This is a genomic window from Companilactobacillus bobalius (assembly GCF_002179915.1).
In the GTDB taxonomy this organism is placed as follows: domain Bacteria; phylum Bacillota; class Bacilli; order Lactobacillales; family Lactobacillaceae; genus Companilactobacillus; species Companilactobacillus bobalius.
This window is the reverse complement of the sequence record NZ_MYFM01000006.1, coordinates 45,849-57,868: the sequence shown is the minus strand read 5'-3', so window position 1 is coordinate 57,868 and position 12,020 is coordinate 45,849. Positions and strand designations below refer to the sequence as shown.

Annotated in this window: 14 protein-coding genes; 9 read left to right on the top strand and 5 right to left on the bottom strand. The window is 36.1% G+C overall.

Annotated features, from left to right (window positions below):
- Positions 1-58: 58 nt before the first annotated feature.
- Positions 59-616 carry a magnesium transporter gene (locus LKACC16343_RS09665; RefSeq protein ID WP_056953159.1) on the bottom strand — a complete coding sequence of 186 codons (558 nt, stop codon included), beginning with the start codon at positions 614-616 and terminating at the stop codon, positions 59-61.
- Positions 617-1,160: 544 nt separating this feature from the next.
- Positions 1,161-1,484 carry a thioredoxin family protein gene (locus tag LKACC16343_RS09660; protein ID WP_082604548.1) on the bottom strand — a complete coding sequence of 108 codons (324 nt, stop codon included), beginning with the start codon at positions 1,482-1,484 and terminating at the stop codon, positions 1,161-1,163.
- Between the two features lie 165 nt (positions 1,485-1,649).
- Between LKACC16343_RS09660 and LKACC16343_RS09655 the strand changes: the two genes are divergently transcribed.
- Positions 1,650-1,919: a metal-sensing transcriptional repressor gene (locus LKACC16343_RS09655; protein WP_056953154.1), complete on the top strand. Its 270-nt coding sequence runs from the start codon at positions 1,650-1,652 to the stop codon at positions 1,917-1,919.
- A gap of 261 nt (positions 1,920-2,180) precedes the next feature.
- Here LKACC16343_RS09655 and LKACC16343_RS09650 read toward each other — a convergent pair whose 3' ends face one another.
- Together LKACC16343_RS09650 and LKACC16343_RS09645 are read right to left on the bottom strand one after the other, a co-directional pair.
- On the bottom strand, positions 2,181-2,882 hold the full coding sequence (locus LKACC16343_RS09650; protein ID WP_056953153.1) for a VIT1/CCC1 transporter family protein: 702 nt from the start codon (positions 2,880-2,882) through the stop codon (positions 2,181-2,183).
- A gap of 15 nt (positions 2,883-2,897) precedes the next feature.
- A complete protein-coding gene (locus tag LKACC16343_RS09645) occupies positions 2,898-3,587 on the bottom strand; it encodes a VIT1/CCC1 transporter family protein (protein ID WP_056953152.1) in 690 nt (229 codons plus the stop codon).
- Positions 3,588-3,786: 199 nt separating this feature from the next.
- Between LKACC16343_RS09645 and LKACC16343_RS09640 the strand changes: the two genes are divergently transcribed.
- From LKACC16343_RS09640 to LKACC16343_RS09620, 5 genes are all read left to right on the top strand, one after another.
- Complete coding sequence (locus LKACC16343_RS09640; RefSeq protein WP_056953150.1) at positions 3,787-4,251, top strand: Fur family transcriptional regulator; 465 nt, start codon at positions 3,787-3,789, stop codon at positions 4,249-4,251.
- Positions 4,244-4,666 (top strand): arsenate reductase (thioredoxin), encoded by a 423-nt coding sequence (gene arsC, locus LKACC16343_RS09635; protein ID WP_056953147.1) that lies wholly within the window; start codon positions 4,244-4,246, stop codon positions 4,664-4,666. The genes LKACC16343_RS09640 and arsC overlap by 8 nt, the downstream gene beginning before the upstream one ends.
- A 196-nt stretch (positions 4,667-4,862) precedes the next feature.
- Positions 4,863-5,768 carry a metal ABC transporter solute-binding protein gene (locus LKACC16343_RS09630; protein WP_056953145.1) on the top strand — a complete coding sequence of 302 codons (906 nt, stop codon included), beginning with the start codon at positions 4,863-4,865 and terminating at the stop codon, positions 5,766-5,768.
- Between the two features lie 3 nt (positions 5,769-5,771).
- Positions 5,772-6,437 (top strand): metal ABC transporter ATP-binding protein, encoded by a 666-nt coding sequence (locus LKACC16343_RS09625; protein ID WP_056953142.1) that lies wholly within the window; start codon positions 5,772-5,774, stop codon positions 6,435-6,437.
- 4 nt (positions 6,438-6,441) lie between these two features.
- Positions 6,442-7,239, top strand: a complete 798-nt coding sequence (locus LKACC16343_RS09620; protein ID WP_056953140.1) for a metal ABC transporter permease — start codon at positions 6,442-6,444, stop codon at positions 7,237-7,239.
- Between the two features lie 160 nt (positions 7,240-7,399).
- Here LKACC16343_RS09620 and LKACC16343_RS09615 read toward each other — a convergent pair whose 3' ends face one another.
- A complete protein-coding gene (locus LKACC16343_RS09615) occupies positions 7,400-7,831 on the bottom strand; it encodes a Fur family transcriptional regulator (RefSeq protein WP_056953137.1) in 432 nt (143 codons plus the stop codon).
- A 176-nt stretch (positions 7,832-8,007) separates the two neighbouring features.
- On the opposite strand from LKACC16343_RS09615, the gene LKACC16343_RS09610 reads away from it, so the two are divergent.
- The 3 genes from LKACC16343_RS09610 to LKACC16343_RS09600 all read left to right on the top strand — a co-directional run bounded on the left by LKACC16343_RS09610 (position 8,008) and on the right by LKACC16343_RS09600 (position 12,005).
- Positions 8,008-8,700: a response regulator transcription factor gene (locus tag LKACC16343_RS09610; protein WP_056953135.1), complete on the top strand. Its 693-nt coding sequence runs from the start codon at positions 8,008-8,010 to the stop codon at positions 8,698-8,700.
- A complete protein-coding gene (locus tag LKACC16343_RS09605) occupies positions 8,697-10,076 on the top strand; it encodes a sensor histidine kinase (RefSeq protein WP_056953133.1) in 1,380 nt (459 codons plus the stop codon). The genes LKACC16343_RS09610 and LKACC16343_RS09605 overlap by 4 nt, the downstream gene beginning before the upstream one ends.
- A 441-nt stretch (positions 10,077-10,517) precedes the next feature.
- Positions 10,518-12,005, top strand: coding sequence for an AMP-binding protein (locus tag LKACC16343_RS09600; RefSeq protein ID WP_056953132.1), 1,488 nt, complete (start codon positions 10,518-10,520; stop codon positions 12,003-12,005).
- Positions 12,006-12,020 lie beyond the last annotated feature (15 nt).

The window sequence follows — 12,020 nt, the reverse complement described above, 5'->3', positions numbered from 1 at the left end:
CGTTTTACTATGAAAAAATATTCAGATTCAAAGTATTTATGACAATTGGGACAAATCCTTATACACTCTTCAAGCCTGAGAAATCACCCATAAAACTATTAATTTCTTTAACCGTCTTTTCTTTGTTATAAGCGTAATCTCTGGAAGCATTCAAATGAATTTTCTTATTGTCAGTAGTTGTAATCTCAATGCCTACAGGGTTCTTCATCATTGACAAGCGAGAATAGAAAATACTATAAGCATTAGAAAATGGCACCATTGAAGGAAGTTCTGTTTGATTCTGAACATTTCCCATCAATTTAACTGACTTTATCTGATTCTTTTTAATTGTATCCATTTTAGTAAAACTCGGAAAAAGCATCATACCTAATCTCTTCTTGGGACTAGTCATATTATTGTATCTAAGAGTTTCGCCATCGAATTGCCAGTAACTGAACAATTCAGGTAATTCTGGGTAATAATGAGCAAAAAATATAATACTGAAGAAACAAAGTCCAATGAAAAAACCTACCCATCCATTTTGAGAAAATACATAAGCAACATTGCCGGGTATAAAACCAATAATCAGACTAATCAATAATGGTCTGAGACTAACTTTTTTTCCAAATTGCATCATAATAATCGCCTCTATTATTTTTCAGGATCATTATAGCACCAACATTTGTAGCTATTTACAATTAAGTTCTAATTTATTTTTACGTGCCAAAAGTTCATTTTAAGGACAAAAAAATGGGCAAACCCGCCTACTGATTTGCCCATACTTTATTACTTATATTCGTCTAATTTTTAGTGTATTTCTTATATTTAAGTAGTTTTTATATTTATTGGTTTAACAATTTCTTTTGGAGGAGCTTTTAATCTTGGAGTAGAATGGTTACTTTTTTAATAACCATGGTTCTATGGTTTGTAGTGAAAACGAGTTATGCAAGCCAGATTCCTGTGCTTTGCCTGACTTCACAAACTGGCTGCTGCGCAGTCATTTCGCAAAGTCCTGCAAATTGCTCAGAATCTAACCAGGCTTGCTTCGCTCTCTGTTTTAAATGAGCTGCGCAGGGGCAACCCATTGCGGTTTGCTACAGAATTGAAATCATCCGCAAGTTCAGCGGCTAATTCCAATTCTTAGGCAAATCCTCGTGGGCTGACCGCCCCTGCTCCGCTCTCTACATATATTTCTCTAGTTCTAAACGGAACTTCTCTTCTGGTTGATATCCAACCATACGTCCTACTACGTTACCATCTTTCTTGATGATAAATGTAGGAATTCCTTGGATTCCAAAGTTATTTGGTGTATCTGGATTATGATCTACATTCATTGATGTAAACTTGATCTTATCGCCTAACTCATCTGTTGATGATAACTTCTCAAGAATTGGGTTCATCATTTTACATGGAGGACACCAGTCTGCATTAAAATCTGTAATAACTAGACCTTTGCTTGTCTCGTCATTGAATGTCTTATCTGATAATTCTGTAATATTAGCCATCATTCAATCTCCTTCTCATATCTATGTAAAATAATATACCCCCTAGGGTAATTTTTGGCAACTATTTTGTTTTATCAATGATTAAGGAAAAAATAAAGTAATTATTTGCTACCCGGTACCCGCATAGGTATAATTATGACATGAAATCAATTTGGGAGGTTAATTATGACACAAACGCCCGAAGAAGTTGCTAGTAAAAAAATTACTAGTCGTCTTAAACGTTCTCGTGGTCAACTTGATGCTGTGCTTAGAATGATGGATGAAGGTAAGGCTTGTAATGAGGTCCTTATGCAATTATCCGCTGTTAAGTCTAGTGTCGATAAGGCCATGAAATTAGTTATCGCACAAAATATTCGTCGCAACTCTAATTGTACTGACGAAAAACAATTGGCCGAATTACAAAAATCTTTGGATCTTATGTTGAAGACAAAATAATAGGATGCTACCCTTTCTTCTTTTGATTGGGTACATCCTATTTTTTCTTCTATTTTATTTAATGTTGTAGTTCTTTCATTCCGTAATGTGTTTTCCTTCTATTTTAGAATAACCAATGTACTTGGCAATATAGTGGAAACGAGCTGCGCAAGCCAATTTCTTCCGGTTTGCTACAGTACTGGAATTGCCCGCATAGTTCGCGGGCGATTTCAGTACTTAGGCAAATCCTCGGAAATTCCCGGGCTTGCTTCGCTCTCTGCTTTATAGCATTAATCCGACTGAATAGTGTATTGCCATGGTAATTATTCCTACAATAACATTTCTAATAATGGCGGTTTTAACTAATCCGTCTCCTAACTTGGCACTTAAATATCCGGTTAGAGCAACTGATAATGTTACGGCTAATATTGTTCCTGGCCATTTTATTGCTGCTGGTAACAATGTCATTGCTACTAATGGGAAAATACCACCTGACGCAGCTGACACTAATGATGAGAAGGCTGCATCCCATGGGCTCATGTAATGTCCTAATTGTAGGTCATACTTAACTCTTACTACTGTTCCTAAAGCATCTTTTTCCATCAATTCTTTGGCAATGCTGTTAGCAGTATCTTTTTTAACGCCACGTTCTACATAGTAATTAGCTACTACGTCTAGTTCGTCTTGATAATTAGTTTTGATCAATTCACGTTCTTTTTCAATTGCAGCTCTTTCAGTATCCTTTTGAGAGCTAACTGAGGCGTATTCCCCAGAAGCCATTGAAAAAGCACATGCTAAAAGATCTGACAAACCGGCAATAAAAATTGTAAAGGTATTGGTTGTAGCAACAGCAACGGAAAATAGTACTCCGACAACGGTTAAAATCCCATCATTAGATCCTAATACACCAGCACGAAGGGTATTCGAACGTTCCGCCATTGTTTTCTTTTGCTTCTTTGGTTTTGAAACTGACATAGTTTTCATTCTTCTTCCTCCTTACTAATGTGCAAATAGTGATCCAATTGCATAAGTTACAAACATTGTTAACAATCCTGAAACAACATTTCTAATAACAGCCTTGCTACGTTTAGCTCCACCAAGAGTTGCAGCAGCGTATCCTGTAATCATTAAAGCGATAATAACGGCAATCACAGTCGCAAATAATTTAATATTTTGAGGAAACATCGTAATTGATACCAAAGGTAAAATTGATCCTGTTGGGAACGAAATCATCGAAGCCAATGCCGCCGCGATGGCACTTGTTTGTTCCTTGGGATTGAAGCCATATCTTTCACGAACTGCCACATCTAAAGGATCATCGCTCAACATTTCCGTTGTGGCTTGAGTAGCTAATTCTTTTGAAATACCAGTAGCTTGATATTTGTCGCGGATATAGCCAAATTCTTCATCATAATGACCATCTAATTGAGCAGATTCCTTTTCAATCGCACGTTTTTCAGTATCACGTTGCGTACTTACAGAAACCCACTCACCCATTGCCATTGAAATGGTTCCGGCTAACATACCGGCAATTCCAGATAGAAAAATAGCATGATTATTACTTTGTGCACTAGCAACACCGATAACGATTCCGGCAACAGAAATAATTCCATCATTAGCGCCCATTACACTGGCACGCATTACGTTGATCTTCTCGGCTAAGCTCTGTTTCTTCTTTGTCTTAGGCATGGTGCTCACTCCTTAATTTTTCATTACATTGGAATGGTTCTCATCTATTAACGAATACATAATAACGCTTATTTTCTGAAAAGTAAACTATTCACGTCATTAAAATGGTTTCACAATTAAACTCAAATTATTGCCATTCTTCAAACTTTAGTAATATAATTACCTTGTAATGATTCTCAAGTAGAAAGGAAGATTGCTCATGGCTAGTAATGCCGTAATGGAAGAAACGTTACAAATCCTAAAGGATCACAAGCTTCGGGTTACTCCCCAACGTCACATTATCTTGGCCTACTTAGTTAGTCATCATAATCATCCTACTGTTGAAATAATTCGTGATGCCTTAGGTAAAGAACTACCTAATATGGGGGCATCTACGATTTATAATACCCTCAATACCTTTGTTGACCACCATTTAGTCGTGGAGCTTCAAAATGGTGACGGAAGTACTCACTATGATTACTTCGGAACACCCCATTACCACGCTATTTGTACTAATTGTGGACGTATTGTAGACGTTACGTATCCAGGTTTCAGTGATACCGAAAAAGGGCTCGAAGAAAAGACCGCTGAAATTTCTGGATACATGATTTCTGGTAATCACATGGAAGTTTATGGTCTCTGCCCTGAATGTCAAATCAAACTAGGAATAAAAAATAATGAATAAAAAATTATATTTTCTTTGTTCCGGAAACTCCTGTCGGAGTCAAATAGCTGAAGGTTATGCTAAGAAATATTTACCAACATGGGACGTTAGAAGTGCTGGTATCCGCATTGGTGGTCTCAATCCATTAGCTGTTAAAGTTATGGCTGAGGATGGTGTTGATATTTCACAACAAACATCCAAATTAATCGACAATGACTTTATGAATCAAGCCGATCTTGTCGTGACTCTTTGTGGTGAAGCACGCGATAAATGTATTATTCCCCAGTCAACTCGTTGGCTACATTGGCCTATCAATGATCCCGCTGAAAGTACTGGTGATGAAACGGAAGTTATGGAAGATTTTCGTGACGCTCGTGATGACATTAAAAGTAGAATAATTAAATTGGCTAAAAATATTCAAAAATATTCTGAATAAGTAAACGTGGCCTGTCAATTCAATCACGAATTGGCAGGCTTTTTTGGTGCACAATGTTGGGATTTTAGTTTTTTCTGTGCTATAAGGAGTTATAATTATTTTTTGGTAACAGAGTAAATGATAAATATTATCATTTACATTTAAAGACACTTAATTTATGATTGAATAGTAATATTTATCATTAAGGAGTTTTAATATGCATTTAAAAAAATACCGTCTACTAGGTTTCTCTCTTCTAATTTTTCTATTTGTTTTAACTGGCTGTTCAAATAAATCAGCCACTAAGTCTAATGATTCTAAAATTAAAATCGTTACTACTACTGATTTTTACGCTGAAGTCGCTAAAGCCGTTGTAGGTAACAAGGGTTCTGTTACTTCTATTATTAATAATCCCGCTATTGATCCCCATGACTACGAACCAACCACTAATGTGGCCAAGCAAGTTAGCAATGCAGATATCACCGTTGCTAACGGTTTAGGTTATGACTCTTGGATGAACAAATTGAATCAAGATGACAATAGTACTTACATCAAAATTGGTGAAAATGTCATGAATAAAAAGGTCGGTGACAATCCTCATATTTGGTACGAGCCACAGACTATGCCTAAGTATGCTAAATATTTAGCCAAAGAATTAGCTAAAAAATATCCCGACGACAAAACTTATTTCGAAAACAATGCTCAAAAATATATCAGTTCTCTTCAACCTATTCAAAATGAATTAACTAAGTTACGTCAAAAATCACAAAATTCCAAAAACAAAAATGTTTATGTCAGTGAACCAGTTTTCGATTACTCACTGAAATCGACCGGCTTTAAGGTTGCTAACAAATCCTTCGAAAAAGCTATTGAGAATGGTACAGATCCAACTCCAGCCAACATTAAACAGATGAACCAAGGTATCAAGAATAAGAAAATTGCTTTCTTCGTCCTTAACACACAGACTGACAGCAAGATCATCAATAATTTTGTCAAAAAGGCTCAAGCCAATAACATCCCGATTCTAAAGGTTACAGAGACTCTCCCTAAGGGTAAAACTTATAAACAATGGATGTTATCACAATATAAGGACCTCAACAAAATTTTACAAAGTGAGAAATAACATATGATTAAAGCAGAAAATTTATCAAAAAGATTTGGCAATCAATTAGTCTTTGAGAACCTTAATTTTCAAATTAATGATGGTGACTTCATCAGTCTTGTCGGTCCCAATGGTTCAGGTAAAACCACTTTAGTTAAAATAATTATTGGCTTAGAAAAATCGTCTAGCGGAACCATCAAGACTTCCGGACAAACGATTGGTTACGTTCCACAGTTCCGAAATATCGATTCTGATTATCCGCTCAGTATTGAACAATTCATTCGTTTGAATCTAAAAGTAACGTTAAATCCTGAAAAGCGTCGTCAAAATAATAATTTGATCAATACAATTCTTCAAAGAACTGGGCTAACGGAAATCAAGGATCGACCATTAGGTTTGGTCTCTGGTGGTGAAAAACAAAAAGCTTATCTGGCTCAAGCACTACTGAATGACCCTAAAACTTTAATTTTGGATGAATCAACGGCCAGTTTAGATGTAGAAGTCAAAACCCAACTAATGGATTTAGTTCAAGAATTGAATCAAAAATATCATCTAACTGTCATTTTCATCACTCATGATTATGATTTAACCAAAAAATACACCAAACGAGCTCTTCTCTTTAAAAATAAGACCATTGAGCCCATCGATGTACAAAAAGTTTCTAAAGATATGTTCGAGATGGAGGGGTAATTTTATGTTTGGATATGAATTTATGCGTGAGGCCTTTATTGCCAGTACTTTCATTGCAATAACAGCTGGATTAGTGGGAGTTTTCGTAGTTTCAAGAAATATGTCATTTCTTTCTCACACACTATCAGAAATTGGATTTGCTGGAGCTTCATTTGGTATCTTAATTGGAATTTCTCCTTTAGCTGGAATGATTCTCTTCACCCTAATTAGTTCAATTGCTGTCGGTAGTTTAAGTACTGAATCATCACGACGTGAAGCTTCAATCAGTGCCATTTCTTCATTATTCATAGGTCTAGGAATTCTGTTCTTATCGTTATCCTCTGAATCAAGTAGTTATGCCACAAATATTTTATTCGGAAGTATCGTCGGTATCAGTGCTAAAGAAGTTCATCAACTAATGATTTTGGCTATCTTTGTCATCTTGATTTTCATCATTTTTTACAAACCTCTATCCTTTGATTCCTTCGACCACATTGGTGCCCAAGCAGCTGGGCTTAAAACCAGACTACTCTCAATTACTTTCTTAGTTACTCTCGCTTTGAGTGTCAGTATCGGTGCTCAAATTGTTGGTTCATTACTAGTTTTCGTACTATTAACATTACCAGCCGCTACCGCTAAATATATCGTTCACTCCGTTCCAAAGATGATCATCGTTTCAGTGGGACTTTCGTTGATCGGAGTTTGGTTAGGATTATACTTAGCCTTTATAACAAATTGGCCCGTAACCTTCTTTATTTCAACTTTTGAAGTAATTGCTTACTTCCTAGGGTTAAGTTATAAAAACTGGCGCTTAAATCACTAAAAAATCAAACTATCAATCAAAAAAGAACGGCCTCCATTAAGCATTCAAGACATATCCTGTACTTGAATCACTTAATAGAGACCGTTCTTATTTATTATTTAGATTTTATGATATTACTTAGCAAAATAGGATTTAATCCGGAGCAACAAGAGAATTGGCTCTACGCTTCTTTCTTCTCCAACTTCTTAGTACAGTCAGCACACAATCCATAAACTTCTATCGCATGCCCTTCAACTGTATACCCTGGTAATTGATCGGTGAAAAACTCAATTGGACAGGCTTTTAACTCTGTCACTCGACCGCAGTTTTTACAGACAAAGTGATGATGATGACGATGTTCAAAATCACATTGATACTTTACCAGTGTTTTATTTTTTTCCTGATATTCAACTAACCCAATATCTGCAAACTCTTTTAGATTACGATAAATTGTATTATTGCTCATTCCGGGATAAAGATTGCGCATGTAGTTGACAATATCGTTGATGGCAACGTAGTGAATTGTAAAATTTTTGAGATAACTAATTAAATCTGTTCTCTGTTTAGTTACCTTGTAATTATTTTTTTTGAGAATCTCAATTGCTTTTTCCATTTAAGTCATCCTTTTTAACTGATCAATTGGTAGTGTAACATAAACCGATTCAAAAAAATGATATATTCTCTTACCCACAGTTTTCTCGGAAACAAATATCATACGCAATGGAATTTTTAGCTTTCTTTAATAAAAGATGTTTATAATGAACTAAATAATTATTGGGAGATTTATTGATGAAAAACACAATTTTAATCGTTGAGGATGAACGCAGTCTTTCAAGTTACGTTAGTAAGGAATTACAGTTTGAGGATTTTAAAACAGTTATCGCCAATGATGGTGCTGAAGCTATGGACTTATATGAAAAACATCAAAATGATTTGTTACTGATTCTATTAGATTGGATGTTGCCTAAACTCGACGGTATGGAAGTTCTACGTCGGATCAGAAAACACGATCAAGTTCCCGTTATCGTTATGACAGCTCGTGATTACATTGGTGACAAGGTTGCCGGATTAGATAATGGTGCTGACGATTACATTACCAAACCGTTTGAAATCGAAGAATTATTGGCAAGGGTTCGTGTTATTCAAAGACGCGCTGAACATTTATCAGAACCTGACCAAACCTATCAAATTGCTGATTTAATTTTGAATACTAAATCACATCAAGTAACAAGAAATAACGAAATCGTTCAATTAACTAGACGAGAATACGATCTTTTGCTATTCTTCCTTCAACATATTGGCAAAGTTTTCACTCGTGACGAATTATTAGACAATGTTTGGGGCGAAGATTTCTTAGGTCAACAAAATGTCGTTGATGTCTACGTCGGTTACTTACGAAGTAAAATTGATGGCAAAAAAAATAAGCCTCTTATTCAAACTATCAGAGGCGTTGGTTACTCACTCGAGGACGTGACAGAATGAATGACAAGCAACTTACTTATCAAGAATTAATTAACAATGGTATCAAAAAATTAGTCATCATCATTACTTTATCAATCAGTGCCTTAATTTTAATTATTGTTGGTGTGCAGCAATCTTTGCTGACAGTCCACGAAGCTCAAGGACAAATGATGAGTTTGAATCGAGCTAATATTGACGATATCCCCAGTTTTATCCACTGGAACAACCAGAACAATCGTCATTCCAAGCAAAATACTGTTATTAGAGTTAAAACTAATCAATCCTCCATTACGGCAACATCTGGTCGTGAAGGACAGATTATCATGACTTCTTCAGCTTCCAAAAAATTTATTGCTCAAAAGAAATTCAGTATTTTTGGTAAAAACGTTGTTTACGTTGACGGTTTTGGATTTTTTTTATTCTTTTCACAAAAGGATTCCAACACAACTTATCAAATATGGGTCAGTTTGAACCGTCTGATCAATAGTATGATTCTACTAATCATCATTATCAGTATCGTTGTCTTCATTACGTTGGGTTTTGGAACGTGGTGGGCTCAGCAATTAGCTGCCAAATTAAGTGCCCCTACTATTCAATTAGTTAATGAAACTAGAAGTACCATTAAAGATTCCGAAGTCGATCAACCAACTCTAACTGTTCCCAAGAGTCCTCAAGAGATCAATGAATTGGGTAATGCTTTCAACGAATTGCTGACTGCTCAGAATCAAAGATTACAACGTGAAAAAGATTTCGTTTCTAACGCTTCACATGAACTGCGTACACCGATAGCGGCAGTTCGAGGCAATATTAATCTAATCAAGCGTCATGGTGACAAACATCCCGAAGTCATTCCTGAATCACTTGATTTTATCGACGAAGAATCTTTGAGAATGCAGAATTTAATTGAAAATCTCCTACATTTGTCTCGAGCCGACCGAGCTAAAGTCATTTTGCAGGATGAAAATCTATCAGAGATCACTGAACAAATCGGTCAGCACTATGAACCATCTATTCCCCATGAAATGAAATTAGACATTGATCCCGACTTACATATTTCAGGTAATTGTGACACCTTGAAACAGATTATTGTGGCTCTTTTGGATAATGCTAATAAATATTCTGATGACAATACCCCTATTAGTTTAAGTTTGAAAAATATCGCTGATAAGGTTGAATTATCAGTTGCTGACTTAGGCATGGGTATTCCCGATGATCAGAAAAAACTTATTTTCCAAAGATTCTACCGAGTTGATACTTCTCACTCTACCGAAATTAAGGGTAGCGGTCTGGGACTATCTATCGTGGCTCAACTGGTTAAATTGAATAACGGTACTATCGAGGTTTTGGATAATCAACCTCGTGGTAGTATTTTTAAAATTACTTTTGATAAAATCTAATCCTTCCTTAGGATTGGATTTTTTTATTGGTTTGAATTTTACAATAACTGATAAACAAAGCTGGATTTAGTCCGAAGCAACAAGAAAATTGGCTCAGCCCATGGCGTTCCAGACAAATTTTCTTTTTGCGGAGGACGGCAGTTCTTTTATTGATTTAAATCTTCTCGGTCTGGCTATGTTTCTCAAGTATGCTGCTTAAACGGGTTCCACAGACCAATTTCTTCCGGTTTGCTACAGTCCTGAAATTGCTCGCACAATTCGCGGGCGATTCCAGGACTTAGGCAAATCCTCGGAAATTCCCGGGTCTGTGGAACCCTCTCCTCTTTCTAAGATTTTCTTATAAAAACCTTATCGAACCTAAGTAGTTACTTCGCCATCTTCCTTGTAAACTATGTTTATTCAATCGAACAATTAAACAAGTGAAAGGACTTGGTATTACTTATGTCAGAACTTACAGAAAGATTAAAACAACAATTGATTGCTGGCTCTTCTCGTCCTTTGATGCAAGATGCCGGTCAACACTGGTACACGGGTAGTCAACTTAACTTAGAAGAAAATGTTTGGAAAAACTATTGGCAAAACAAGGGTATTGGTCATAACGATATCGTCTTAGTCGCCTTATCTAATTCAGTTTCTTACTCTATCGTTATTCAAAGTCTCTGGGATATTGGTGCTATTGTACAACCTATTAATCCCGTTTCTACTGAAATTCAAATCAGTGAACTGGAAGATCAATATCATTATTCAGCAATTATTCTAAATGAAAACATTAAAGAACTTTCCATCTTAAAAGATACTTTTACTAATCAACCTCGTTTAACTACTTTACATGAATCTGAGGTTCAAATCTTTATCCGTAACAAACACATTGCTCATCTTAATGAAACTCCTGATGATGATCAATTGGCGGTTATCATGCATACTTCTGGTACAACGGGAAAACCTAAACGGGTCGGTTTAACACATTATCAACTCTTAGCTGGTGCCTTCCACGTTATTGATAGTGAGTTACTCACCAGTCACGATAGTACTTTTATCTTGATGCCAATGTTTCACATCAATGCCTTGGTAATCTCTAATTTAGCTACCTGCTTATCTCATGGACAATTACTATTCCGTCCAAAATTCAGTGCCCATTTATTCTGGAAGGAAGTCAGTAGTGAAAAGATAACTTGGGTCTCACTCACACCGGCTATTATCGCCATTTTGTTACAACGTGACGAACAACCCACTGACAACAATTTAAGATTTCTCAGAACTGCTTCGGCACCTTTATTACCAAGTACTCACGAAGAATTCAATCGTCGTTTCAACGTTCCTTTAATTGAAAGTTACGGTATGACGGAAGCAGCTAGTCAAATTGCTCAGAATCCGTTGAACAAACCTCTTCAAAATAGTGTCGGTTTGCCAGTTGGTACTGAATTAAAGATTCTTGGCGCCAATTATGAAGAGATGGCTGTCGGTCAAGTAGGTGAAATTGCCATTAAAGGTGAAAGTATTATTACACACTATCTCGATCCACAACCGGAGGCTTTCCATGATGGTTGGCTTTTAACTGGAGATTTAGGTTCCCTAGATGAAAATGGTTATCTTCAAATTTCTGGACGTAGTAAAGAAATGATCATCCGTGGTGGCGAAAACGTTAATCCACTTGCTGTTGAAGATTGTCTTAACGTTTTGAAATTTGTCCGTGAAATGGCTGTAATTGGTGTTCCTGACAAAATTTATGGTGAAACCGTTACTGCTGTTATTGTTCCAAATGAAATCAGTCAAGATCATCGACACCAACTCGCATTGTTGAATGAATTAGCAAATGAGCAGTTATTACCTGTTGAACGTCCTACAAAGTATATCTTTAGTAGTCAATTACCAAAGAATGCTACTGGAAAAATTCAACGTACACTTCTAGCTCAAGAAGTGACTCAATAATTAAAGGAGGCTTAG

Bases quoted from the DNA above. Each gene is read 5' to 3' on its own strand.
- LKACC16343_RS09615 (WP_056953137.1), bottom strand. From the start codon at position 7,831: ATGGAAAAAGCAATTGAGATTCTCAAAAAAAATAATTACAAGGTAACT.
- LKACC16343_RS09630 (WP_056953145.1), top strand. From the start codon at position 4,863: ATGCATTTAAAAAAATACCGTCTACTAGGTTTCTCTCTTCTAATTTTT.
- LKACC16343_RS09640 (WP_056953150.1), top strand. From the start codon at position 3,787: ATGGCTAGTAATGCCGTAATGGAAGAAACGTTACAAATCCTAAAGGAT.
- LKACC16343_RS09665 (WP_056953159.1), bottom strand. From the start codon at position 616: ATGATGCAATTTGGAAAAAAAGTTAGTCTCAGACCATTATTGATTAGT.
- arsC (WP_056953147.1), top strand. From the start codon at position 4,244: ATGAATAAAAAATTATATTTTCTTTGTTCCGGAAACTCCTGTCGGAGT.
- LKACC16343_RS09650 (WP_056953153.1), bottom strand. From the start codon at position 2,882: ATGAAAACTATGTCAGTTTCAAAACCAAAGAAGCAAAAGAAAACAATG.
- LKACC16343_RS09605 (WP_056953133.1), top strand. From the start codon at position 8,697: ATGAATGACAAGCAACTTACTTATCAAGAATTAATTAACAATGGTATC.
- LKACC16343_RS09645 (WP_056953152.1), bottom strand. From the start codon at position 3,587: ATGCCTAAGACAAAGAAGAAACAGAGCTTAGCCGAGAAGATCAACGTA.
- LKACC16343_RS09655 (WP_056953154.1), top strand. From the start codon at position 1,650: ATGACACAAACGCCCGAAGAAGTTGCTAGTAAAAAAATTACTAGTCGT.
- LKACC16343_RS09660 (WP_082604548.1), bottom strand. From the start codon at position 1,484: ATGGCTAATATTACAGAATTATCAGATAAGACATTCAATGACGAGACA.
- LKACC16343_RS09625 (WP_056953142.1), top strand. From the start codon at position 5,772: ATGATTAAAGCAGAAAATTTATCAAAAAGATTTGGCAATCAATTAGTC.
- LKACC16343_RS09600 (WP_056953132.1), top strand. From the start codon at position 10,518: ATGTCAGAACTTACAGAAAGATTAAAACAACAATTGATTGCTGGCTCT.
- LKACC16343_RS09620 (WP_056953140.1), top strand. From the start codon at position 6,442: ATGTTTGGATATGAATTTATGCGTGAGGCCTTTATTGCCAGTACTTTC.
- LKACC16343_RS09610 (WP_056953135.1), top strand. From the start codon at position 8,008: ATGAAAAACACAATTTTAATCGTTGAGGATGAACGCAGTCTTTCAAGT.